This is a genomic window from Pseudalkalibacillus sp. JSM 102089 (genome assembly GCF_041366475.1).
GTDB classification, from domain to species: domain Bacteria; phylum Bacillota; class Bacilli; order Bacillales; family Guptibacillaceae; genus Guptibacillus; species Guptibacillus hwajinpoensis_B.
This window is the reverse complement of record NZ_JBEWYW010000001.1, coordinates 63,451-86,585: the sequence shown is the minus strand read 5'-3', so window position 1 is coordinate 86,585 and position 23,135 is coordinate 63,451. Positions and strand designations below refer to the sequence as shown.

Here is a 23,135-nt window from a genome sequence, read left to right as displayed (position 1 = left end):
TTTCAATTTTCAACAGGTTAAACTAGATAAAAAACGCTCTATCTGATTAAACCAGATAGAGCGTTTTTTTCGTTAGTTCACATCAATTGCCCAATTTCCATCACGGAAAATCGCTTCTGTAGATCCATCTTCCTTCACACCATCAATATCGAGTTCTCCAGAACCCATCATAAAATCAACATGAGTTACGCTGTTATTTACCCCATTTTGATCTAATGCTTCATCGTCCATGTTAGCTCCACCTTTTACGCTGCTTGGATAAGCTTTACCCAGAGCAAGATGGCAGGAAGCATTCTCATCATACAGGGTATTAAAGAAAATAAGTCCTGATTGAGAGATAGGAGATTGATGTGGCACAATGGCGACTTCACCGAGTCGACGAGAGCCTTCATCCATGTTCAATAAATTCTCAAGGGTTTCATATCCTTCTTTTGCAGAGAAGTCTACCACTTTACCTTCTTTAAAAGTAAGTGAGAAATCATTGATTAAGTTACCACCATAGCTTAGTGGCTTTGTACTTGAAACGGTACCATTCACGCCATATTTGTGTGGTAACGTAAACACTTCTTCTGTTGGCATGTTAGCATTAAATTCGATGCCCTGCTCAGAAACAGATGAACCACCTTTCCAAATATGCCCTTCAGGCAATTCAATTTCAAGATCCGTCCCTGGAGCCTTATAGACGAGCTTTTTATAATGTCTGTCATTCAAGACTTTTCTTGCTTTTGCAAGAGTGGCATTATGTTCATTCCAGGCTGCTACTGGATTTTCTTGATCAACACGAGTAATTTTGAAGATTTGATCCCAGAGCTTTTCAACAGCTTGTTCCTCTGATGAATCAGGGAAGATTTTTTTTGCCCATTCATTATTTGGAATAGCTACAATTGACCACGTAATTTTGTCATTCATCGTGTATTTACGGAAGTTCTTCATCGCTTCTCCGCTCGCTTTATTCGATGCTGAGATACGAGAAGATTCAATTCCTTTTAGTAGATCAGGGTTTGTAGAGCGGATTGATAGTATCGCTGCCCCTTCACTTGCGAAATGATCAAACATTTTCACACGCCATTCCGGTACGTTTTCAAGCACATCCTGGGCTGCGTTTTCATACCATAAACGGTCAAGATCATCGTCGCTCCAATTGATATGTACAGTCTTAGCGCCTATTTCGTAGGCTTTTTTTACGACGATTCGTGCGAAATCAGCTCCTTCAATAGAAGCGTTTACAACTAGCATTTGATCATTTTGTAAATTTACTCCTCGTTTAAGAGCAAGTTCTGCATACTTTTCTAACATGATTTTTTCTGGCAACATGCATTCCTCCTTAGTATCGAAACGACTACTAAAATTTTAACAAAAGAGAAGCTTTCTGTCCTCTTAATCGCAATGATTTGTTTAGACTAATAGAAAGAAGTGTGAAAAATGACAAAATCGAATGTAAGTATAAATAGTGAGTGTCAATGCGACAATACCATAACGGTATTTGGAACGGGTGAAGTGAGTGCAACTCCTAATATCGCCACTATTATTACAGGTGCTACCACAACTTCTAAGCAAGTTACAGAAGCTCAAGAAGAAAACGCAGAAATAATCGCTGCGATTGTATGGTCATTGCGATCAATCGGAATACCGACAGAAAGCATTCAAACGTCTGATTACAGGATCGAAGAAAACGTCCGATATGATGACAACACGAAAATCTTTCTCGGATACAAAGTTACACACATGCTGACAGTTACAGTTGAGCCAGTGAAGAAAGCAGGAGCAGTCATTGACGTTGCGGTAAATTCTGGCGCAAATGTCGTCTCAGATATTCGTTTTGAGATAAAAGAACCTGATGTTTACTATCAGAAAGCGTTACGTGCCGCTATGGAAAAAGCCAATCAAAAGGCTCAAACAATCGCTCAGTCTCTCCACATCTCTCTACCAAATACACCACACCGAATCATTGAAACTGGTTCTGCAGCACCATCACCTCGCATGTTTAGCGAAATGCAAAGTACGCAAATACAACCTGGTCAATTAACAATAAGTGCGCAGGTGACATTAATTTTTCTTCTTACCTCATAAAAACAGGGCGTATCAACGCCCTATTTTGTCATCGCATGTTCAACTTTAATGCAGCGATCCATAATCATTTTCATATTATGCTTTTTCCCATATTCATAAGCTTCTTCATTCATTACGCCAAGCTGTGCCCAGAAAACGTCCGCACCAATTTCCACGGTTTCTTTCATAATATCAGGAAGAAATTCGCTTCTTCTAAATACATTCACGATGTCTACGTGACCTTTAATATCTTTCAATGAATCTACCGCTTTTTTGCCGAGCGCTTCATCAATTGTTGGATTAACCGGGATGATTTCATAACCTGCATCCATCATGGCCTGCGAGACCATAAATGAAGTACGCCCTGGATTATTTGATAAACCAACGACGGCAATTCGCTTATTTGTTTTTAGGATCTTGCCGATTTCTTCTCGAGTCGGGTTTTCAATTGCCATGTAGTTCTCCCCTTTGCAATTTATGGTATATCTCTATTATAGAAGATGTATGAGCAGAGAAAAACTATTTCGCTCAAAGCTCTTGTGAGAGCCAAGACATCTCTTTTATTACAAGCTCAGTCATAAGGAATATTATCCCCCGCATCTTTTGCCTTTATGTATCGTGAACCACTAGCGAGTTGCGCTTGTTCGAAAATTAGTTCCTCCCAAACTTTCTCAAAAGTGACAGCTTCATTTGCAGGAGTCCCTGCTTTTATCTGCTGTTTGGAAGCACGTTCTCCATCTCTTCCAATGACAGTAAGAGGAAGATTTGGGAAATTGAATTTGTCTAATTGATTGGCACTAGAAACCATGTTGCGAATCTCGCTACCGACAGCACGATACAAATCAGGACTTGTATCATGATCCAACAAAGCTGATTGAATATCATTCTCCCATTTACAGAATAGTTCCGGCAACTCTGGTTGAATTTCTGCGATCAATTCTTCTTTCGTCATTTTTGCGTAAGTGGTCTATTTCTTTATCCAACCTGCTCTAGATTTACATATTTTGCTTCTTAGTAGCCTCGCTTCTATTTTATCTATTTGTTATAATTTTCTTAATTAACTGAAGGGAGATTTCAATATGTCAAAAATCCTACGATTGATCTCATCAAACGGGAGGGACGTATGACTTTAATTTAACTGTACCCCCTCCTATCTTTCTATTATCGGAACTTACATTGAAAGTTGGAGGAACATGTCATCTCATTCAACACGAAATCTTACCCTTTTATTCTGGGTGAACTTTTTTGGTACCATCAGTTTCTTGCAACCGGTTCTTACGCTTTTTTATGTAAAAAACGGATTAAATGAAGCTGATATCCTCATCATTTTGATGTGCTGGAGCGGCGCTGTCTTTATCGGTGAAATCCCAACAGGAGTTTTCGCGGATGCATATGGAGCTAGAAATGCATTTCTAATAGGATCCATCATCAAGATAAGCAGTATCGGCATTCTTTTAATGGCAGATAGCTTAACAATGTTTATGCTGTTTAGCATCTTAAATGGATTATCGGTCACCTTTTTTTCTGGTGCAGACGAAGCATTAATTTATGAGTCATTAAAGAAAGATAAAAACCATCACAAAATGGATGAAGTCATGGGGAAAATTCAATCAGCGGGATTTATAGCTATGATGATTGCTGTTCTAGTTGGATCATTTCTTGCTAAAGATTTACAGAGCGAACAATTTCAGCTACTTATTCTCTTCAGCATCATTTCTTATATTATTGAATTCATTCTCCTGCTATTCATCCATGAACCATCAGGCAAGGTAGAAGTTAAAGGGACATCTTTACAAAATGTAATTGAAGGGATTCAGGTGATTAAGAAAGCACCTCAACTGTTATTCCTGTTCCTAAACTTTACGCTCGTCTTCATTCCTACCGTTGCGGTGTTTCAAAAATTTGATCAGCCATTGATGATTAATGCTGGTCTGCCTGTCTACATCATTGGGCCTATTTATGCTGTTGGTGCATTACTTGCATTCTTTTCATCTAGAAGTATCAATATGCTTCATAGGAATTTCTCTTATAGGGTGCTTATGTACTTTTCTGGTTTTCTTTCAGCATGCGGGCTAGTCGTCGCTGCAATTTTTCAGAATCAGCTCTGGGTTATTTTGTTTGTCGTCTTGTTTTTAAGATGGGTAGGCGCCATTAGATATCCGATTTATTCCAAGTTGAGTAATGACCTCATCCCTTCTCACATAAGAGCAACTACGATCTCTTTGCTATCCATATTAGATTCTGTATTTGATTTAGTTGTCTTCACATTATTAACATTGTTTGCAACCAGCGGCATTCAGGGTATTCTCATCGGATCAGCCATTGTCGCACTGATAGGATCAACTCTTCCAGTTCAAATCAATAAAAGGCGAGCAAAACTGGGATCCAGTCTAATAAATCGGTAAATAAATTTCCAGAATGGTTTGCAATTTATAAGAGGCGATGCTATTATATATTTAAACCATTTTACTATTAATATATTTAGGATTTAAATTAGCTGTAGCTTCGAAAGAGGGTAACAAAGTTAAATCCTCTTAAAAAGCTGCAGTTTTTTAATGTAAACGTATTACAATGGTAAATGGTGAATTTTAAATTATGTACGATGAGGTACATTAGGAGGCAATTTTTTATGCAAAACGGTAAAGTAAAATGGTTCAACGCTGAAAAAGGTTTCGGTTTCATCGAAGTTGAAGGTGGAGACGACGTATTCGTACACTTCTCTGCAATCAATGGTGAAGGTTTCAAAACACTTGACGAAGGCCAAGAAGTTAACTTCGAAATCGTAGAAGGTAACCGCGGACCACAAGCAGCTAACGTAACAAAAGCATAAATCGCTTTACAAGCCCCTGACGATCTTTCGTCCGGGGCTTGTTTATTTTCTATAAATGATTAAATCCTTTATTAGACCAATCATCCAATACGTTATGAACAAGCATGTTATTGTTGAACCAAACAAGCACACCCTCAGAATGCACGGTATTTCGACTACTCACTTTTTTATATCCATTCGATTCTAAAGAGGAAAGAAACTCATAACAGCTGTGAATTTCGTCGGTTTATTTCCAAAGAATAAAAGATCATTATCGGACACAAATTTAGTGTCCCATTCTTCAAGAACTTCTTCTGATAATCGGTTATTTTCCACTCGTTTTATTTCCAATCCTCACTCGCCCTTTCAATCAAAGTCTTATCAATTACGATGCTTATTAGAAGAGAGCTTTTTACTAAGGAGTATTTCGTCATGAATTGGTATGTTTTGATGGCCAGTTAATGGAATCTCAGGCTTTACTTGACGAGCTAAATCAACCGCTCCCCTAGCAACTCCTTTCATTCTGTATCTCTTTCGCTGATAAAATTCAAAAGCGCTAAGGTTATCGTTGGTTGTGATCACCTTCATTTCGGAACATCCATTCTCGACTGCCACAAGCTCTATTCTCATCAATAACCGACCGCCAATCCCTTCCTTTTCAATCAAACTATCAAGTGAAATGATTTCAACGTGATCTTCATACAATCGATAGGTTGCAACACCTATTATCTCTCCATCTGAATCATAAGCTATGAATCCATCTAATTCATGTAATATATACGTTCCGGTAGAGATCACCATTTCTGTGCTGCCCCACAATTGAACAAACAATCGGGACAACGTCTCTCTATTACAATGATTAATGGGCAAAATACGGTATCCAGCAAAATCATAAGCCATTAGGATGCAGTCGTTCCAAGAACCTTCATGCAATTCATGTTTAGGAAGGATACCTAAATTCGCAAAACCCACCTGCTGATAACACCGTATCGCTCTCTTATTCCAGTGCTGTGGATCCATAACAACAAGAGAACCTTTTAAAGTTCTTTCAATATAATACACAACTGATTGAATGAGCTTTTTCCCAATATTTTTATTCCAATATGAGGTTTCCCCGATAAACTGGTCCATTCCATATGAATGATCAGGGAGCTTGATCCTCTCTACCTCTGCTAACAAATAAAACTGTATGTATCCGATCGGAATATTATGAAACAACACAAGGCATCTTACTTCATCGTCTTCTATAAAAAAATCTTCCAAAACTTTTTCTCTTGTATATGGCCGGTCTCTTCCTTCGTAATAAGCAAGAACTTGTTGATCTGTTAACCACTTTAATAGAAAAAGTTCATCCCCTTCTTGAAGATAACGAATACTTAACTCATCATGTTTGATAATGAAATTCATCTTTTCAACCTCCATTACACGCTTCATTCTATAACTGATGCAAACCCCTAACCATACTACTATCGGTACTTTTTACACTAGAGTGAATGCCTGATTGATGATTATTCTAAAAAAAAATAAAAAAATACGCATAAAGAGTAATACTTCTCCCCTATTTAGGGTATACTAGTAAGTTTAGGTTGTATCAATATCAAGATGAGTATGTTACACTTATAGGAACTTATTAGAGATGGAACTTGATAAACATATATGGGAAAATACATGATTGACCACCAAAAACAAATTGTCCATAGGACCGCCTACGCTGGTGATGAGTGTCATTTACCCGAGACGCCGATCAAAGATCGTTCAGAAGCCAACCATGAAGAAGAACTTCTCGTTTTTCTTAGACAAAAAGGCTATCGCAAATGTGCATCCTGTTTCTTTGGCTCAACTTTTGAAGAACATTATGAATTTGACAATCCTCCAAAATACGTATAAACGTTCATTGACTATATAAAGCAAATAAATCAATAGATAAATTTGTCAAAGACAAGGATCAGCTGATCCCTGTCTTTTTATTTTGGAATAGTTACATATGATCGTTCATTTCTCAAGTTTAAGGCTGATTAATTTGAAAGAAGCATTATATATATCTGTTTCACTCTTTTATTGTGAGCGTTTTCAAGATATAATGCAATTGGTCGCTCTTTTCTGAACACTTTTTCTATTCAAGAGTTTGTATTTTCATGTTACATAAAGGGGGTTGATATGTTATATTCATAACTATGTTTTTATAAAAATACGTTTTAGTTGATAGAAAATCCGTTGCAAAACGACAGAGGTGACACTACGTGAACAGTACTCATCAAAGAAAAGTAACTTCAGAAGGATTATTAAAATTTATTATCCCATCTCTCATTGGTATTTTCTTATTCATGATTCCCATACCAAATGATGAAGGTGTTACGATTCCAATAGCAAAACTAGCTGGTTGGCTCCAGGGCCTATTTGGGACAGCTATCCCTTTCTCTCTTCCCGCAATTATGACCATTGTTATTACAATTACAGCAGTACTTAGTTTCCTAGCAGTAGTAGCTAAACCTGATTGGATTACGAAGAGTTCTTTCCTGACGAGTCTATTACAAGTATCAGGTATTTGGTTACTTGCTCGTATTCTGGGTATGATTTTCGCGATATTAACACTATTTAAAATTGGTCCAGAATGGGTTTGGTCAGACGCAACTGGAGGATTATTACTAAATGATCTCATTCCTATTCTTTTTTCTGTATTTTTATTTGCAGGGCTTTTCTTACCTCTTCTACTAAACTTCGGTTTGTTGGAATTTTGCGGGACCCTTCTTACGAAAATAATGCGTCCGATTTTCACTCTACCAGGTCGTTCTTCAATTGATTGTCTTGCTTCGTGGATGGGTGATGGTACAATCGGTGTTCTTTTAACGAGTAAACAATATGAAGATGGTTATTATACGAAACGAGAAGCAGCCGTCATTGGCACAACATTCTCGGTAGTATCGATCACTTTCAGTATTGTTGTACTGCAACAAATGAAACTTGAGGAATACTTCTTACAATATTATTTAACGATCGTATTAGCTGGAATTGTGGCAGCTGTTATTATGCCGAGAATCCCACCCCTCTCAAGGAAACCCGATACTACTTACGAAACAGAAGCAGATGCTCCTGATGATACGATACCTGAAGGCAAATCTCGTTTTCAGTGGGGAGTAATCCAAGCAACAAGAACAGCGGTAGATAATCGTGCCTCGAACGTTATCAAAGGCGGATTTCAAAATGTACTCGACATGTGGATGGGCGTTATTCCAATTGTTATGGCGATCGGGACCATTGCTTTAATTATTGCTGAAACAACACCACTATTCAGTTATCTTGGTGCTCCGTTCGTTCCTATTCTAAATTTAATGCAAGTTCCTGAAGCTGCTGAAGCAGCTCAAACTATGGTAATAGGTTTTGCAGATATGTTCTTACCAGCCATAATTGGTGCAGATATCGAAAGCGACCTTACTCGCTTTGTTATCGCTAGTCTGTCTGTTACTCAGCTAATTTATATGTCTGAAGTTGGTGGCTTGCTCTTAGGATCAAAAGTTCCTGTACGATTTATTGACCTATTTATTATTTTCATTGAACGTACGATTATTTCTTTACCTATTATCGTAGTCATGGCACATATTATTTTCTAAATTAGTAAATCCGGGACAAATAGTTCCGGATTTTTTATTTTGTTTCTTGCTATTATTTATATAATTGATACTTTTAAATAGCATTTTTATATTTTTTTATTATAAATACGGTATATGAAATTTTTAATTTGCGTAAAAAAACAGCGGCATATTAGCCGCGTTTTTTTATTCTTTATCAAACAAAATAACAATTTTTCCTTTAGCATGATGTGATTCACTTAGTTCGTGTGCTTCCTGAATGCCTTCTTGACTAAATGGGAAACGGTGACCGATCGTCGCTTTAATATGACCGTTTTCCATTAATGAAGAAATTTCTTTTAATTGTTCTCCATTTGGTTCAAGCCATACGTTTCCTGAGCGAACACCTTTTTCCTTCGCTTTCTCTTTATCAGGCTCTCCTACAATCGAAACCAATCGACCTCCACCACGGAGAACTGTAAAGCTTTTTTCTTGAATTTCGCCACCCATCGTATCAAGAACTACATCATATTCTTCTAATTCTTCTGAAAAGTCCTCTTCACGATAATTAATAACTCGATCTGCTCCAAGTGACTTTAGATAGGCTTCGTTTTTGCCACTCGCTGTTGTCGCAACATATGCCCCTTTGTGTTTTGCAAGCTGGATGGCAAAACTACCGACACCACCGGACCCAGCATGAATTAACACCTTTTCATCTTTTTGAAGATCAGCGAAATCAATTAAGCACTGCCATGCGGTTAAACCTACAAGCGGAACCGATGCTGCTTCTTCATATGAAATATTATCTGGAATGAAGGCAAGCAAATGATCATCTACCACGACTTCTTCTGCATATGTACCATTTGCAGTTGTTGCGGGTCTTGCAAATACTCGATCTCCTTCTTTGAAACCTTCTACGGCTGAGCCTACTTCTTTTATGACACCTGCAATATCCCAACCAAGGATAATTGGAAATTGAAAAGGGAGCATTTCTTTCAAGTAGCCTTCCCTCAATTTCCAATCAATTGGATTGATCGACGTTGCATAACTCTCTACAACAACCTGGTTTTCTCCTGGAGAAGGTGAGGCTACCTCTTTTTCAACTAACTGATCTTTTCCTCCATACTGTTCAATAACAACTGCTTTCATAGTAGAAACTCCTCTCAATCATTGATTCTCTACTATGTTCCCGTTATATCCCTCATTCTAAACAGACTAACTTTCAATACGTCCGAATTTAGAGAGTGTTATTAAGTTCTGAACTGTTAAAAATCCCTGCCATTCTTTTTTTGCGCCTTCCCAACTGTCTTCGTATTGTCCCCATGACCAACTTGGTTCCCAACTGCCATTAGAAAGTTGTTTTTGAATTAAATAATCCAAATTCACTTGAAGCTCTTGATTGAGCTCTTTAGCAAAAGGGGATTGATCAGACTCAACAAGAACAACGGGCTGTACACCATAATGATCCCATTTTTCAGGACGATCTATGATATATGGCAATTTCTGCTTAATTTTCTCGTGAATTTTTTTGTTGATCTCACCACCAGCTAACTGAGCTAAACGAAGATAGCACTGTACCTCGTGAATTTCGTATTCATTTAGGCTATCCAGGTGATTCATCACTTTAGCCAATGATTTTGAAGTGATCGGATAATTACTCCCATAGTGTAAAAAATACCCTACAATTTCTGCATCGGGATTGGCAGAATAAGTGACTTCTCCTTCCGTTACCTTCCACCACGGAGCGTGTGGCACTGAATTCACTGAATGAGGTACAGCTTGCCAACTCTGCTTATCAACTTGATATGTACTTCTCAAATAGTGAAGACCATCCTTAACAAACGGGTGATCAGAATCGAGGTCAAGCTGACTCATGTATTGAAAAGCAACTGAGGTGGCCATAGGAGAAGACTCTTTCAGGCGAAAATCAGGTTCAAGATTGTTCCCAAATCCCCCATCTTTATTTCGGAATTCTTCCAGTTCTTTGAGCACACTTTCTTTGTCGCCATTTCCTTTCCAAAAAGCATAATACTCTCGATCAACCGGCCTCGCATGATTACGTACAAAGGAACATGCTGCTTCAAAACGGTCTTGTGATAATATCTTCACATTAATCAACCCTTTCTACCTTTTCGGTCACTTATAGCTAATTTCTGGACAACGTTGTCATTTCCTTTTATCCCTACTTGAATTTATTTGTAAGAATAAGTAGAGTGTTATTAGAAAGAAGATTTCGACAAGGAGGATGCTTATGAATATTATTATTTTTGGTGCTGGTGCACTTGGTACATATTTCGGGTTAAGATGGTCTGAAACTGGGGAAAACGTCTCCTTTTATGTTCGTGAAGGAAGAAAAGCGCAAATTGAACAAGAGGGGTTGCAAGTAATAAGTGTAAAAGGTAATACGAAGATGCGCTCTCCTAAACTCATCACAAATGCGTCTGAAGTATCTTCGGTTGACCTTGTTCTTCTGGGCGTTAAAGGGTATCACCTTGAAGATAGTCTTCCAGTTCTCAAAGAGTTTGTTGCGAAAGGAGCAAAGGTTCTTCCTATACTAAATGGAATTGAACATATTTCCATCCTCAAAGATGAACTCGGGGAAGAATCAGTACTCGGTGGATTATCATATATTATTGCTACTCTTGATGACCACGGGCACGTACAACATACGAGTGAACTACATGACCTAATCTTCGGTCCGCTCCACCCTTCCCAAGAAAAGATCTGTGCTTCAATAAGCAAAATGAATGAGCATGCGAATTTTAATTCTCAATTAACTTCAAACATCGAAGAAGAGATGTGGAAAAAGTATATGTTCATTTCAGCGATGTCTGGTGTAACTACGGCTGGGGATTTTCACACGGGCATCATAAGAGATGTACCCGAAACCCTCAAACTAGTTGAAAATGTGATGAATGAGATCAGAACACTTGCATCACAGTATGACATACACATCAATCAAGAAGATATTGATCGCCGCATGAAGTCATTCCAATCCCTTCCTTACGAAGCGACTTCTTCCATGCATCAAGATAAAAGAAAAAAGAACAAGCTAGAAGTCGAGCATCTTCAAGGAGGGGCGCTTCGTCTTGCTGAGCAGGTAAAGCTGAAACTTCCTTATACAGAAACGCTTTATCGTTTAATAAAACCGTACGAAATTCAAAAAAAATAAACCAGCATAAGAAAAAGCGAGGATGAATCCTCGCTTTTTCTTATGCTTTTACTTTTGCTTCTGAGGAAAATAATTTCTTTGGATTTTCTTCAAATAAAATCGTCAACGTTTCGTCGGATATTCCAGCTGCCTTCAATTTAGGAATGATTTCTTCAAAAATATACGCTGGTTGCCAATTAGCCATGATTTTTTCCACTGCCTCTGGAAGAACTGGTGGGCGCCCCATCCAATAGTTTACGGTATCATGTGATAGCATGATTTGGTTTTCAAATCCGCTATTCAATAATCCAATTAACGTAATAAGACGTTCTTTATCATAAGGAGCACCAACGAGTCCCTGTATGCCAAAGCGGTCAAAACCGATATTTACCCCCATTTCTAAAGTCTTCAAATGATAAGCAGCATCTGTATTTCCACACATATGACCAATGATGATGGATTGTGGGTGGACACCTTCTTCAATCAAAAGCTGTGCTTGCTCAGGCCCCATTGTCCCCTCTTGTGTATGCGTTAAAATTGAAATGCCCGTTTCTTTATGGACACGTGCAGCGGCTTTAAAAAACATCATTTCATAATCTGTAATTTGATCTTTACTAGAGGCTAGTTTAATAACCCCTGGTTTAATTCCAGTTGTTCCAATCCCATCCGAAATTTCCTTGCTAAACATCTCATAAATATCTTCTTCTGCCGTTCCAAGACCCTGTCTAAATTTGAAATAAGGGGTCGCACCTTCCCCTTCATAGTAGTATCCGGTCGCACAAATTATTTGTAGTCCTGTTTCAGTTGATATTGTTCGAAGAAGTTCCGGATTTCTACCACACTCGTTCGGCGTAGGATCCACTACCGTTTTCACACCGTGTGCCATGACACTTTCGGCAACTGATATACCTACCTGAAGTGCTTCTTGAAAATCAAATGCTCCAAGAGAAACATCCCCACTAAAACCAGGATAACCAAATGCAAAATGCTCATGAACTAGCGTTTTCCCGAGCTGCTCTACCGGAATTGGACCCGTCACTGTTTCTACTGTTTTCCCCATATTATTTCACTCCTTCTGCTTTTTGACGCTCGTTATCCTGGAGTTTTCTCCATAAAATCTTTCCACTACTCGTAGTTGGAAATGCATCCATAAACTCAATCATTCTTGGATATTTATAAGCTGCCATTTGTTCTTTGGACCATTCGATAATCTCTTCTTCCGTGACTTTTCCTTTATCACCCTCGTTTAGAATGACAAAAGCTTTAACTGTTTCACCTCGACGAGGATCAGGAACACCGACAACGCAAGCTTGCTGAACAGCTGGGTGCTTATATAAGATTGACTCGACTTCTGTTGGCCACACTTTAAAACCCGAAGCATTGACCATTCGCTTTACGCGATCAATCATAAAAAAGTATCCTTCTTCATCATAGCGTCCTATATCACCCGTTCGGAAGAAAGACTTCCCATCAAGGTCTATAAACGAATTGCGATTTTCATCCTCTCGATTATAGTATCCATCAAACACTTGCGGGCCGTTCACTACGATTTCACCTGGCTCACCTGGTCCAAGCTCTTTCATTGTATTAGGATCGATTACACGAGCATCCACGTCGAATGAAGGAACGCCTAAGCATTGAAGTTTTGGAAAATCAGGTGGATTGAAATGAGTGTGAGATATCGTTTCAGATAAACCATACCCTTCTATAAATCGTAAGCCTGTTAAGTTATATAATTTCTCCCCAACAGCTGCTGGTAAAGGAGCACCGCCCCCAGCTAGTATTTTTAGTGATGAAATTGAATAGTTTGGTAGATTAGGGTTTGATAGAAAATCAATCAGCATTGTACTAATATTAACCCAGTTAGCAACCTCATATTTTTCAATAAATTTAGCAGCCAAATCCCGATCCCAACGTGTCATGACTACCATTGGAGCCCCGCTATAAATGGGAGCATGCATGCTATGGAGCATACCTGTCACATGAAATAAAGGTAGCGTTACAAGATGCATGCCATCTGCTGTGATATTCATCCATTGAGATGCTCCTACAGCATTTGCTTGAAGCGTGCGGTTTGGATGAATGCATCCTTTTGGAAGACCCGTTGTACCAGATGTATAGGGCATGACCGCAACGTCATGAATAGATCTTACATATTCTCCAGGTGAATATTGGTGATTGACTACATCTTCCCACGTATTATGATTCGCCTTGTCCACTCTTCTAGCTTCTAGTGAAACTTCTGCTGGTATATCGCTTTCGTTACCGGCATAGTGAGAATAAGCTGCCGTGATAACATTAGTAAGTGTGGTTGCCCCTACTAGAGGTTCTACCTTTTCATAGAGCTCCTGACCTACGATTGCGGTTTTAATATCGCAATCCTTAATATAGAAAGAGAGTTCCTCTGCTGTTAACATTGGATTAATGGGAACAACGACAGCATTCGCTCTTAGGATCGCATAATAGGAAATGACAAACTGTGCAGAGTTCTGCATGAAAAGAAGAACGTTTTCACCCTCAGTGACCTTCAACTGCTCAAGAAAAGCAGCCGTACGATCAACTTCCGTTAGTAGCTCTTTGTATGTTAGTGTTGCTCCGTAATAAATTATTGCTTCTTTATTCGGATATCTTTTGGCCGAAACAACGAGGTTATCATAGATTGTCGTTTCAGGAACGGTAAGTGAATATGGTACTCGTTTAGGCCAGAATTTAAAATGATTTGTTTGCATTTTTTCGATCCCCTTTCAAGTCCACTTAATTTTCTATCTTAACTACTTTTCCGTCTTCAACAGCTCCGATAGCTGGTTTCCAGTCAAATGCACCACCGTTATAAATGCCAGTTAAATGCCAAACCATTTGCTCGTCGGGAAGTGATTGAACACCTGCATCCATGCTTTCCATGATTTTGGCTGGATCGTCAACTGACCCGGCTTCTTTCATCGCATTTACGATGACATGCATCGCTTGATAGTTAAAAGCACCTTCAGCAGTTGGAATCCGCTCGAATCGTTCTTTGTATTGACGAATAAAATTCTCAGCCCCTGGAGCATCACTATCAATAATTGGAAGAGCACCTATCGTACCTTCTAACTGATCAAGCCCGCCTAGTACTGGCTCAATTTCTTCGATTTTTGACTGATCCATCAGCATGAAACCGCCCTCAAAACCAAGCTCTCTTGCTTGTTTAATCACGAGCGCTGTAGGCTGAGAAGGTCCTCCTACAAACATTACATCAGGATTGTTGCTTAATGCTTTTGTCACGATGGAGAAGAAATCTGTATCCTTACTAAAATCAATAGAGCCTTCAAATACAACTTCTCCCCCATTTTCTTCCCATACCGGCTTTAATGCTTCTGTCCAATCTTTACCATATTGAGAGGAAGTAGGCAGAAGAGCTATTTTCTTTCCAAATCGCTCCATTTGATAGTCTGTAAAAGGCTCAGGATAAGCATTGTAAGCTGGCGGAACCCCTAATGTCAGCGAATTATTTTGTTCCATAATTTTCGGTTCACTCGTATAGGCTGCAATAAGAAAGTCTTCTTGTTCGTTAAATACTTGAGTAGCGAATACGCCTCCACTATGAGGAACAAAAATAATTGGCGTATCATTTTCTTGTACAAGTCTTCTTGCATTTGTACCTGTTTCATTCGGTAGATATTGATCGTCTAGTGTCACAAGGTTAATGCCATATTGTTTGCCATTCACTTCGAAACCTTCTTGATTAATCTCATCTACGGCCATTTCTAATCCGCTCAACGTATTTTCCCCATAATATGCTGCAGGTCCACTTAGTGGGCCACTAAACCCAATGTTGACCGTGTTCTCTGCAGAAGATGTTGCATCTGCATTTGTACTAGTGTCTTTTGATTTATTTTCATTAGAAGATCCTTCTGAATTACTGGAGTTACTAACGGATCCCGCCGCACAACCGCCCACAACCATCAGTCCAATTAACACCATCATAAATACAAAAAGCTTTTTCCCAATTTTCATCGCTATCCCCCCTATACTAATCGATTCCAATTATGCTCCAATATAAGCTTTTCGAATCTCATCATTAGACAAAAGTTCTTCCTTGCTTCCTTCTAGTACAATTTTGCCACTCTCAATGACATAACCCCGATCAGAAATCTGGAGTGCTGCATTTGCATTCTGCTCTGCCAACAGAATCGTTGTTCCCTGCTCATTGATATCCTCGATAATGTGGAACATTTGCTCAACGATCAATGGCGCTAGACCTAATGATGGTTCATCAAGGAGAAGGACTTTCGGCTTGGCCATTAATGCGCGACCAATGGCAAGCATCTGCTGTTGACCACCACTTAGAGATCCAGCTGCTTGATGGCGCTTATCGAATAAAATAGGAAAAAGAGAATACACCTCCTTTAACTGATTTTCCATTTCCTTTCGATGCTTTCGATGAACATAACTACCCATCTTCAGATTTTCATAGACAGACATTTGTGGAAATAACTTTCTCCCTTCAGGACACTGGACTATGCCTTCCTTCACAAGAGAGTGAGGCGGTTTTCCCGTTACCTTGCGATCCATAAACAGAACATCACCAGATACTGGTTTCATCAAACCACTGATCGTTCTAAATATAGTGCTCTTACCTGCCCCGTTAGCTCCAAGTAAAACAACCGTTTCTCCTTCGTGAACATTTAAGGAAATCTGGTGAAGAACGTTCGATGCACCGTAGTTGACATTAATTGTGGATAGCTGGAGCATGAGCTGTACCCCCTAGATAAGCTTGAATCACAGCTTCATTTTGGCGAATTTCCTCTGGTCGCCCTTCTGCAATTTTCTTCCCGTGGTTCAAGACCACAATCTGATCTGCTAGACTCATAATCATCGGCATCTTATGCTCAATAAGACAAACCGTAATGCCGTGGTCAGCCATCTTCCTCATTAAATACGCAAGTCCATCTGTTTCATCTGGATTCACTCCGGCAGCTGGTTCATCAAGAAGAACCATTTCAGGATCAGTCGCTAAAGCTAGAGCAAATGCGAGTCTCTTTTTTTCTTCCTGTGATATAAGAGATACAGGATGTTCAACAACATGCATCATTTCAACAAACTTTAGCGCTTCTAATGCCTTTTCGTAGGACTTTTTTTCTTCATCTTTTTCTCTTTTCGTACGGAAAAGCGCATCCCATATTCCGGATTTGGTACGAAGCCTATGGCCGATTAGCACATTATCTAGAACAGTCGATTGTTCAAATAAGTTTGTTGTTTGAAAAGTTCTTCCTATTCCTAGTCTTGCAATTTGCTGTGGAGGTAACTTTGTAATCTCTTTTCCTTTGAAATTAATTCTTCCAGATGTCAGTGGGTGTATCCCACTAATCAAGTTAAAAAAAGTTGACTTCCCGGCGCCGTTAGGTCCAATGATTGCTGTAATGGTCCCTTTTTCTATAGACACATTCACATCTTCAACTGCCGCTAGTCCCCCGAAGCGCTTCGTGATTCCCTCCGTTGAAAAAAACATTAGCCTGCCTCCCCAACGTTCCTTTTAACATCACGCTCTTCCTTAGCGGTTTCCACCTTTTTCTGCCGCTTTTTTTGCATATACGCTTGAATACTACCTGATATTCCACGAGGGTAGTATAAGACTAATAAAACAACTACAGGACCGAAAATGAGCATTCGATACTCTTCAAGAAACTGCAATGATTGCGTAAGAGAGATGACAATGAGAGTGCCAACAATCGGACCTGCTAGAGTTCCAATCCCTCCCACAAGAAGGTACATCAACATCTCGAACGTAACGGTAATAGCTGAGATTTGTGGTCCGATAAACCGAATAAAAGACGCGTACAAAGCCCCAGATAATCCAGCAAATAATGCTGATAGGGTAAAAGCAAGCAACTGATTTTTCATGATAGAAATACCAATCGTTTTCGCAAGCTCTTCACTATTTCGGATCGCAATAAATGTCCTACCAAGTAATGAATGTACGATGCGATAACAAAGAAAAATCGTAAATGATAGAAAAAATAGAGCCAGATAATACTGAGATGTTAACGTATCAAAAGTGATGGGACCGATACTCCCAGGAGCGGGAATTCCAATTAACCCTCGCACTCCTCCAGTTAAACTATCCCATTTATCTATTAGGAGATAGATAATAACGCCTACACACATCGTGTAAATAGCAAAGAAATGTGATTTCGTCCGAAGAGCAACCACACCGACAATAGCGCCTGCTATAGAGGTGATCGCGACAGCAAGAAATAAAGCCATCCAATAAGGCATTCCAGCTTTTGTCGTCAGTAATCCAAGTCCATATGCTCCTATTGCAAAAAATCCTGCATGAGCGAGAGATAAATAACCCACATAGCCCGAAATGATGTTAAAACCGTAGACTGCAATGGACCAAATAAACACAAGTGTTAGTAATTGCAGCACATACATATTTGGGAAAACTAGCGGAAAAAGAACAGCAACACACGCTATCAAAAGTAAAAGGGTTCGTTTTGAAAGAACATTTAGCATTACTGAACCCCCTTAGTAAACAACCCGGTCGGCTTGGCTGTGAGAATCACAACGAGTAAGAGAAACGCAATCACATCTTTATAGTCAGAGGATATGTACGTTGCTCCAATGCTCTCCGTTAATCCAAGTAAATAACCTCCAAGTATGGCACCAGGGATACTCCCCATTCCGCCAATGATGATGATGACAAATGCTTTCATGATGACGAGGTTTCCCATCGTAGGGAATACGAGATTAATTGGCGAAGCAAGTGAAGCTGCTGCAGCCGCTAAACCACCAGCAATCGCGAACGTGAGCCATGCTACCTGATTTGCATTAATTCCTACTAGAAAGGCCCCTTCTCGATTTTGAGCCATGGCAATAATAGCTGCCCCAATCATTGTTTTGGTTAAGAAAAAATGAAGCGCAAGCATAAGGATCACGGCTGCCACGATAATTAAGAGTCTTTGCAGAGTTACCGTTAAACCGAATAAGTTAACGACAGAACCATATGGGGTGTCCATTCTGTGGTATTCTGTTCCCCACATAAATTGACCAAATGCTTCTAGAAAAAGAAGGATACCAATGGCCGCAACCATCATTCTCATCCCATCAGCGCCTTCTAACTTTTTGAAAATAAGCTGTTGAGTCACTACTCCAAGAAGAGCAACGACAGCAATCGATGCAATGATAGCGATCCAATAGTAAAAACCAAAACCTACCATCATCATTAAAGTAACGTAAGCACCCACCATATAAAAAGCACCATGAGCAAAATTGGGAACATGTAAAATACCGAAAACCAGTGTTAAACCAAGGGCAACAAGCGTGTAAACGCTTCCAATTGTAAGTCCGTTAAAAATCTGCTGGAAAAGGAGCTCCATGTTATTCCTCCTCTATTAGATAGGATCCAGACTAAGGGGACGGCGGACTTATGAAGAGGATTCAAGATGTGGGAATTAATCTGGATTGAAGAAATCTTCAATCCAGATTAACAAGTTTATTTACCTTTAAATTGAGGAGCACGTTTTTCTTTAAACGCATTTGCGCCTTCTTTGTGATCTTCTGTCGTTACCATTAAAGCCTGAGTAATACGTTCTTGTTCAAGCACTTCAGATAAAGATGAAGTGAGTGAAGCATCGGCAATCTTTTTAATAAAACCATATGCTTTACCAGGACCTCTAGAAAGCTTATCAGCATATGCCATTGCTTCTTCCTCTAAGCTAGCTAAAGGATAAGTTTGATTTACAATATTTAATCGTTTCGCTTCTTTTGCAGTAATAGGCTGGGCAGAGAAGAAAAGCTCTTTCGCCTTATAAGGACCGATTAAACGCGGAAGGAAAGATAGTCCCCCACCATCTGAAATTAATCCGACCTGAGAGAAACTTAATACGAAACTACTATCTTCTGCTGCTAGAATAATGTCACTAGCGAGCGCTAGATTAAATCCTGCTCCAGCAGCAAAACCATGAATAACTGAAATAATCGGCTTCTCAAGGTCCCTCATCGTAAGAACCAGTTCATTTAACTTACCAATATGTTCATAAACTTCTGTTGAAGAAGTATCCCCCATCGTTTTTACATCACCACCGGCACTGAAAGAACGGCCGGCACCTGAAAGCATAACAACTCGAATGTCGTCGTTTTCTTTCGCATCTTGAATCGCTTTTGTTAGTCCTAAGATCATTTCGGGACTAAACGCATTTAGCGCTTCAGGTCGATTAAGTGTAAGATGAAGCACAGCACCATGCACATTTACTTTAAGATGATCCGTTTTTACTGTTGTTTCCATTTTTAAACACTCTCCTTATTATTTATACGATGAGCCAGCCACCGTCGACTAATAGATCAGATCCAGTCATATAACTCGCTTCAGTTGAAGCAGCAAATGAAATAACGTTTGCAATTTCTTCAGCCTGTCCCACTCGATTCAAAGCGGTATTTCGCTTAATTGACGCCTCAAACCTTTCATTCTTCAAACCTTCTTCTGTTAACGGAGTTTCAACAAATCCAGGGGAAACTGAATTCACTCGAATGTATGGGGAAAGTTCTACCGCCAGTGCTCTTGTAAAATTAATAACGGCTGCTTTCGCTGCACTATAATGAGGAATTTGTGCACCAGCCTTATGCCCTGATAACGAGGCTACATTCACGATAGAGAAATCTACTATTTCTTCCTCTTTCTTTGCGGTTTCTAGCATTAATTTCCCCAGCGCCTTCGAAACGAGAAAAACACTTTTTAAATTCACATTTTGTGCATGATCCCAATTTTCTTCCGTCATTTCAAGAATGGGGGAACCTTGAGACCCTCCAGCATTATTAATTAATACATGAAGAGTTTCAGTACTTTCTTTAACGAATGTTGTTAGGTGATCAATTTGTTCCTGCTTTGTTACGTCAGCTACAAAAGTAAGAACTTTTCCTTCAAGTTCTTTAAGCTCGTTAGCCGTTTGCAACAGCTTAGCCTCTGTACGGCCAACAAGAATAACCGTTCCTCCTTCACTCGCTATCCGCTTTGCAGTCATGGCTCCGATTCCGCTGCCACCCCCGGTTATCACTGCCGTTCGTCCTGAAAACCTTCCCATTTCTTTCACCGCTTTCTAAACTTCGTACTTTAATTTATTGTAGCTTTGTTTTGCAATTAGTCGATTTCGTTCTAGCGAACTTCCAAAGTCATATTTCGAAAGTTCTTGAATAATTAATCCTAATGTTTGTTCCTTTTCATCTTGAGAGAGTACGCTCATAACCAGTTTGCGAGCCGACGTTTCTACTTGCAAAAGAGCTTCTTCAAGGAAAGTTCTAGCTAGCATCTGCTTCAAATCACCGGCTGATTCATCCTTCTTAAATGCTCGGAGAACTGCAGCCTCACTTGCATAAAGCATAATCGCTATATTCGCAAGCTTCATAAGGGATTCTTGATGCTCCATCAGTTCTTTACCATGCTCTTTGTAGGCTACACCTGCACATACAAGAAATACATTTCGTATGCTTTGAATAGCCGCTTCTTCATTTAATAAACGATTGTTCGCCTGCATTAATGCCTGCTTCGCTTTTTCAATGTGCTCTTCAAGAAGAATTTCGCCTTTCATCGCTTTCTTAAATAAATTTCCTGGTATTAACAAACGATTTACTTCATTCGTTCCTTCAAAAATTCGGTTGATTCTGGAATCGCGGTACATCTGCTCAATTGGGTATTCCTGAATAAATCCTGCCCCGCCATGAAGTTGTAATGACTCATCAACAACTTGATCGAGCGTTTCAGATCCAAATACTTTACAAATAGCGCACTCCACGGCATACTCCATCATTTGCTTTCCAACAATCCTGTGGTCTTCTTCGTCATATAAACCTTCCATCACACCTTCAAGTAGAGAGGCTGTCCGATATTGTAGTGATTCTGAAGCATAAATTTTAGCCATCATCATCGCTACTTTTTCTTGAGTAGCTGAAAAACCGGCAATGGTTCGACCAAATTGTTTACGCTCACTTGTATGTTGTAACGCCAGTCCTAGAGCATGTTTTGCTCCTCCAGTACAAGCAGATCCCAGATTAAACCTTCCCAAATTCAAGACATTAAGAGCAATAACGTGACCTTTCCCTTTATCACCAAGAAGGTTATCAATTGGAACTAGGCAATCTTCTAAAATAACCGATCTTGTCGATGATCCTTTTATACCCATCTTCTTTTCTTCTGGCCCAAGAGAAATACCTGGAAAATTCTTTTCTACGATAAATGCCGAGAAGTGCTTTCCTTCTATTTTGGCATAAATAATAAAAGTATCTGAAAAGACCGCATTCGTGATATAAAGCTTTGTCCCATTTAAAATATAATGAGTGCCTTCCTCATTTAAAATAGCCGTTGTTTGGGATGCAAGGGCATCAGAGCCTGCGTTAGGTTCAGTTAAACAGTAAGCACCAATGTATTCGCCTGAAGCGAGTTTCGGTAAATAGTGATTCTTTTGTTCCTTCGTTCCAAAATGTGTAATTGGAAGCGTAGCGATGCAGGTGTGGTTGGATTGAGCGACGCCATAACTACCTGTCCGGCCAACCACTTCTCCTACGATCCCTTTTGAAACTTTATCTAGTCCAAGACCACCATATTTCTCAGGAATGCTATGACCGAGAAGACCAAGATCACCAGCTTTTTTTATCAAAGTTACAACCTTGTCAAACTGTTGATTTTCAATCGAATCTCTATGCGGTTCAACCTCTTTAGTAATAAACTGGTGAGCTGTTTTTGCAATCATTTTATGTTCATCGGTAAAATCTTCTGGTGTGAATATATCTTCTGAACTAGAATGTTGAAACATAAAATCCGCACCAGAATGACTAGACTTGGTTTGTGTCATGATGAACCTCCTCTCGAACCACCGTTTTTTGCGCCTTCACATAAGGGACGATTGAGAAAATCCCTTCGGAAGCAACAAAACTTACTTCTTCTTCAAATCCGTACCTCTTAATCATTTCACCGACTCGCGAGGAAAGTAACACGTCCTCACCGCTTTTCGAACTACCTTCATAAAATGAAACAGCAGCACGTGAGGAATCAGTAAGCTCCCAATCGTGAGTAGTAAGCATTTGATGTATAAGATATCCAGCACCGTAGAAGTCCTCCAAGGCAAATTCGCCTGATGAACCCGAGCAAACAATCACAATCGTTTCCTCTCGGTGACTATCATTGAGCTTTTTTGCAATGGCATGACCGTTCAGTAATGAAGCCACATACACTCGTTTAGCTTCTCTCGTTCGTTTAATTGCTACGGTTCCATTTGTAGTTGATAAAATTAACGTTTTTCCTTTAACAGCTTTCTTTAATTGCAATGGATTAGGATCTAGAAACCCTTCAATTGTTCGCCCTTCATACTCACCTGAAAGCAAATAACTTCCTTCAGGTAACGTTTTCGCTTCTTGCAATGCTTCGTGTTGATCTAGAACAGGAATAACCCGTTCTGCACCAAATTCAAGTGCTGAGGTTATGGTTGATGTTGCTAGAAGAATATCAAGCACAACCGCAATTTTTTCTTCACTAATTTTTGCCTGATCAATATCTTCCTTTTTTAAAACGACATGTATTTTTCCCATATGA

Annotated in this window: 24 protein-coding genes; 6 read left to right on the top strand and 18 right to left on the bottom strand. The window is 39.5% G+C overall.

Going from position 1 to position 23,135, the window contains the following annotated elements:
- Nucleotides 1–72 precede the first annotated feature (72 nt).
- Complete coding sequence (locus ABVF21_RS00415) at nt 73–1,296, bottom strand: aminopeptidase (protein WP_371017588.1); 1,224 nt, start codon at nt 1,294–1,296, stop codon at nt 73–75.
- A 126-nt stretch (nt 1,297–1,422) separates the two neighbouring features.
- Here ABVF21_RS00415 and ABVF21_RS00410 point away from each other — a divergent pair, with 126 nt between their 5' ends.
- Nucleotides 1,423–2,070 carry an SIMPL domain-containing protein gene (locus ABVF21_RS00410; RefSeq protein WP_371017237.1) on the top strand — a complete coding sequence of 216 codons (648 nt, stop codon included), beginning with the start codon at nt 1,423–1,425 and terminating at the stop codon, nt 2,068–2,070.
- A 20-nt stretch (nt 2,071–2,090) separates the two neighbouring features.
- Here ABVF21_RS00410 and ABVF21_RS00405 read toward each other — a convergent pair whose 3' ends face one another.
- Together ABVF21_RS00405 and ABVF21_RS00400 are read right to left on the bottom strand one after the other, a co-directional pair.
- Entirely contained in the window at nt 2,091–2,504 is a 414-nt protein-coding gene (locus ABVF21_RS00405; RefSeq protein WP_303533424.1) for a CoA-binding protein, read from the bottom strand.
- A 116-nt stretch (nt 2,505–2,620) separates the two neighbouring features.
- Nucleotides 2,621–2,986, bottom strand: a complete 366-nt coding sequence (locus tag ABVF21_RS00400; protein WP_371017236.1) for a hypothetical protein — start codon at nt 2,984–2,986, stop codon at nt 2,621–2,623.
- 256 nt (nt 2,987–3,242) lie between these two features.
- Between ABVF21_RS00400 and ABVF21_RS00395 the strand changes: the two genes are divergently transcribed.
- The gene (locus tag ABVF21_RS00395) at nt 3,243–4,454 is read left to right on the top strand and encodes an MFS transporter (RefSeq protein ID WP_371017235.1); all 1,212 of its coding nucleotides are present in this window, start codon (nt 3,243–3,245) and stop codon (nt 4,452–4,454) included.
- A gap of 224 nt (nt 4,455–4,678) precedes the next feature.
- Nucleotides 4,679–4,879: a cold-shock protein CspD gene (cspD, locus tag ABVF21_RS00390; RefSeq protein ID WP_048309367.1), complete on the top strand. Its 201-nt coding sequence runs from the start codon at nt 4,679–4,681 to the stop codon at nt 4,877–4,879.
- A 183-nt stretch (nt 4,880–5,062) separates the two neighbouring features.
- On the opposite strand, the gene ABVF21_RS00385 is transcribed toward cspD, so the two are convergent.
- Together ABVF21_RS00385 and ABVF21_RS00380 are read right to left on the bottom strand one after the other, a co-directional pair.
- A complete protein-coding gene (locus ABVF21_RS00385; RefSeq protein ID WP_303533432.1) occupies nt 5,063–5,209 on the bottom strand; it encodes a hypothetical protein in 147 nt (48 codons plus the stop codon).
- Between the two features lie 30 nt (nt 5,210–5,239).
- Entirely contained in the window at nt 5,240–6,265 is a 1,026-nt protein-coding gene (locus ABVF21_RS00380) for a GNAT family N-acetyltransferase (RefSeq protein WP_303533434.1), read from the bottom strand.
- Between the two features lie 261 nt (nt 6,266–6,526).
- On the opposite strand from ABVF21_RS00380, the gene ABVF21_RS00375 reads away from it, so the two are divergent.
- On the top strand, nt 6,527–6,745 hold the full coding sequence (locus tag ABVF21_RS00375) for a hypothetical protein (RefSeq protein WP_303533435.1): 219 nt from the start codon (nt 6,527–6,529) through the stop codon (nt 6,743–6,745).
- Nucleotides 6,746–7,098: 353 nt separating this feature from the next.
- Nucleotides 7,099–8,466: a YjiH family protein gene (locus tag ABVF21_RS00370; RefSeq protein WP_303533437.1), complete on the top strand. Its 1,368-nt coding sequence runs from the start codon at nt 7,099–7,101 to the stop codon at nt 8,464–8,466.
- A gap of 165 nt (nt 8,467–8,631) precedes the next feature.
- Here the strand turns inward: ABVF21_RS00370 and ABVF21_RS00365 are convergent, their stop codons facing one another.
- Complete coding sequence (locus ABVF21_RS00365; RefSeq protein ID WP_303533438.1) at nt 8,632–9,573, bottom strand: NADP-dependent oxidoreductase; 942 nt, start codon at nt 9,571–9,573, stop codon at nt 8,632–8,634.
- Between the two features lie 66 nt (nt 9,574–9,639).
- The gene (locus ABVF21_RS00360; protein ID WP_371017234.1) at nt 9,640–10,533 is read right to left on the bottom strand and encodes a hypothetical protein; all 894 of its coding nucleotides are present in this window, start codon (nt 10,531–10,533) and stop codon (nt 9,640–9,642) included.
- A 142-nt stretch (nt 10,534–10,675) separates the two neighbouring features.
- On the opposite strand from ABVF21_RS00360, the gene ABVF21_RS00355 reads away from it, so the two are divergent.
- Nucleotides 10,676–11,596 (top strand): ketopantoate reductase family protein, encoded by a 921-nt coding sequence (locus ABVF21_RS00355; protein ID WP_303533443.1) that lies wholly within the window; start codon nt 10,676–10,678, stop codon nt 11,594–11,596.
- A 40-nt stretch (nt 11,597–11,636) separates the two neighbouring features.
- Here the strand turns inward: ABVF21_RS00355 and ABVF21_RS00350 are convergent, their stop codons facing one another.
- From ABVF21_RS00350 to ABVF21_RS00300, 11 genes are all read right to left on the bottom strand, one after another.
- A complete protein-coding gene (locus ABVF21_RS00350; RefSeq protein ID WP_303533446.1) occupies nt 11,637–12,635 on the bottom strand; it encodes a phosphotriesterase family protein in 999 nt (332 codons plus the stop codon).
- Nucleotide 12,636: 1 nt separating this feature from the next.
- Nucleotides 12,637–14,304 (bottom strand): long-chain fatty acid--CoA ligase, encoded by a 1,668-nt coding sequence (locus tag ABVF21_RS00345; RefSeq protein WP_371017233.1) that lies wholly within the window; start codon nt 14,302–14,304, stop codon nt 12,637–12,639.
- A 25-nt stretch (nt 14,305–14,329) separates the two neighbouring features.
- Nucleotides 14,330–15,568: an ABC transporter substrate-binding protein gene (locus ABVF21_RS00340; RefSeq protein ID WP_303533450.1), complete on the bottom strand. Its 1,239-nt coding sequence runs from the start codon at nt 15,566–15,568 to the stop codon at nt 14,330–14,332.
- A gap of 30 nt (nt 15,569–15,598) precedes the next feature.
- Nucleotides 15,599–16,306 carry an ABC transporter ATP-binding protein gene (locus ABVF21_RS00335; RefSeq protein WP_371017232.1) on the bottom strand — a complete coding sequence of 236 codons (708 nt, stop codon included), beginning with the start codon at nt 16,304–16,306 and terminating at the stop codon, nt 15,599–15,601.
- The gene (locus ABVF21_RS00330; protein ID WP_371017231.1) at nt 16,284–17,063 is read right to left on the bottom strand and encodes an ABC transporter ATP-binding protein; all 780 of its coding nucleotides are present in this window, start codon (nt 17,061–17,063) and stop codon (nt 16,284–16,286) included. The genes ABVF21_RS00335 and ABVF21_RS00330 overlap by 23 nt, the downstream gene beginning before the upstream one ends.
- Entirely contained in the window at nt 17,063–18,070 is a 1,008-nt protein-coding gene (locus ABVF21_RS00325) for a branched-chain amino acid ABC transporter permease (protein WP_303533456.1), read from the bottom strand. The genes ABVF21_RS00330 and ABVF21_RS00325 overlap by 1 nt, the downstream gene beginning before the upstream one ends.
- Nucleotides 18,070–18,933 (bottom strand): branched-chain amino acid ABC transporter permease, encoded by an 864-nt coding sequence (locus ABVF21_RS00320; RefSeq protein WP_371017230.1) that lies wholly within the window; start codon nt 18,931–18,933, stop codon nt 18,070–18,072. The genes ABVF21_RS00325 and ABVF21_RS00320 overlap by 1 nt, the downstream gene beginning before the upstream one ends.
- 116 nt (nt 18,934–19,049) lie before the next feature.
- Complete coding sequence (locus ABVF21_RS00315) at nt 19,050–19,841, bottom strand: enoyl-CoA hydratase/isomerase family protein (protein WP_303533461.1); 792 nt, start codon at nt 19,839–19,841, stop codon at nt 19,050–19,052.
- Nucleotides 19,842–19,863: 22 nt separating this feature from the next.
- On the bottom strand, nt 19,864–20,634 hold the full coding sequence (locus ABVF21_RS00310; protein ID WP_371017229.1) for an SDR family NAD(P)-dependent oxidoreductase: 771 nt from the start codon (nt 20,632–20,634) through the stop codon (nt 19,864–19,866).
- 15 nt (nt 20,635–20,649) lie between these two features.
- Entirely contained in the window at nt 20,650–22,398 is a 1,749-nt protein-coding gene (locus tag ABVF21_RS00305) for an acyl-CoA dehydrogenase family protein (RefSeq protein WP_371017228.1), read from the bottom strand.
- Entirely contained in the window at nt 22,379–23,131 is a 753-nt protein-coding gene (locus ABVF21_RS00300; protein WP_226613382.1) for a 2-phosphosulfolactate phosphatase, read from the bottom strand. The genes ABVF21_RS00305 and ABVF21_RS00300 overlap by 20 nt, the downstream gene beginning before the upstream one ends.
- Nucleotides 23,132–23,135 lie beyond the last annotated feature (4 nt).

What these genes read in the sequence shown, in the direction of transcription:
- cspD (WP_048309367.1), top strand. Translation starts at nt 4,679, where the DNA reads ATGCAAAACGGTAAAGTAAAATGGTTCAACGCTGAAAAAGGTTTCGGT.
- ABVF21_RS00315 (WP_303533461.1), bottom strand. Translation starts at nt 19,841, where the DNA reads ATGGAAACAACAGTAAAAACGGATCATCTTAAAGTAAATGTGCATGGT.
- ABVF21_RS00345 (WP_371017233.1), bottom strand. Translation starts at nt 14,304, where the DNA reads ATGCAAACAAATCATTTTAAATTCTGGCCTAAACGAGTACCATATTCA.
- ABVF21_RS00395 (WP_371017235.1), top strand. Translation starts at nt 3,243, where the DNA reads ATGTCATCTCATTCAACACGAAATCTTACCCTTTTATTCTGGGTGAAC.
- ABVF21_RS00405 (WP_303533424.1), bottom strand. Translation starts at nt 2,504, where the DNA reads ATGGCAATTGAAAACCCGACTCGAGAAGAAATCGGCAAGATCCTAAAA.
- ABVF21_RS00340 (WP_303533450.1), bottom strand. Translation starts at nt 15,568, where the DNA reads ATGAAAATTGGGAAAAAGCTTTTTGTATTTATGATGGTGTTAATTGGA.
- ABVF21_RS00325 (WP_303533456.1), bottom strand. Translation starts at nt 18,070, where the DNA reads ATGCTAAATGTTCTTTCAAAACGAACCCTTTTACTTTTGATAGCGTGT.
- ABVF21_RS00350 (WP_303533446.1), bottom strand. Translation starts at nt 12,635, where the DNA reads ATGGGGAAAACAGTAGAAACAGTGACGGGTCCAATTCCGGTAGAGCAG.
- ABVF21_RS00330 (WP_371017231.1), bottom strand. Translation starts at nt 17,063, where the DNA reads ATGTTTTTTTCAACGGAGGGAATCACGAAGCGCTTCGGGGGACTAGCG.
- ABVF21_RS00305 (WP_371017228.1), bottom strand. Translation starts at nt 22,398, where the DNA reads ATGACACAAACCAAGTCTAGTCATTCTGGTGCGGATTTTATGTTTCAA.
- ABVF21_RS00355 (WP_303533443.1), top strand. Translation starts at nt 10,676, where the DNA reads ATGAATATTATTATTTTTGGTGCTGGTGCACTTGGTACATATTTCGGG.
- ABVF21_RS00320 (WP_371017230.1), bottom strand. Translation starts at nt 18,933, where the DNA reads ATGGAGCTCCTTTTCCAGCAGATTTTTAACGGACTTACAATTGGAAGC.
- ABVF21_RS00310 (WP_371017229.1), bottom strand. Translation starts at nt 20,634, where the DNA reads ATGGGAAGGTTTTCAGGACGAACGGCAGTGATAACCGGGGGTGGCAGC.
- ABVF21_RS00335 (WP_371017232.1), bottom strand. Translation starts at nt 16,306, where the DNA reads ATGCTCCAGCTATCCACAATTAATGTCAACTACGGTGCATCGAACGTT.
- ABVF21_RS00410 (WP_371017237.1), top strand. Translation starts at nt 1,423, where the DNA reads ATGACAAAATCGAATGTAAGTATAAATAGTGAGTGTCAATGCGACAAT.
- ABVF21_RS00415 (WP_371017588.1), bottom strand. Translation starts at nt 1,296, where the DNA reads ATGTTAGAAAAGTATGCAGAACTTGCTCTTAAACGAGGAGTAAATTTA.
- ABVF21_RS00300 (WP_226613382.1), bottom strand. Translation starts at nt 23,131, where the DNA reads ATGGGAAAAATACATGTCGTTTTAAAAAAGGAAGATATTGATCAGGCA.
- ABVF21_RS00375 (WP_303533435.1), top strand. Translation starts at nt 6,527, where the DNA reads ATGATTGACCACCAAAAACAAATTGTCCATAGGACCGCCTACGCTGGT.
- ABVF21_RS00365 (WP_303533438.1), bottom strand. Translation starts at nt 9,573, where the DNA reads ATGAAAGCAGTTGTTATTGAACAGTATGGAGGAAAAGATCAGTTAGTT.
- ABVF21_RS00380 (WP_303533434.1), bottom strand. Translation starts at nt 6,265, where the DNA reads ATGAATTTCATTATCAAACATGATGAGTTAAGTATTCGTTATCTTCAA.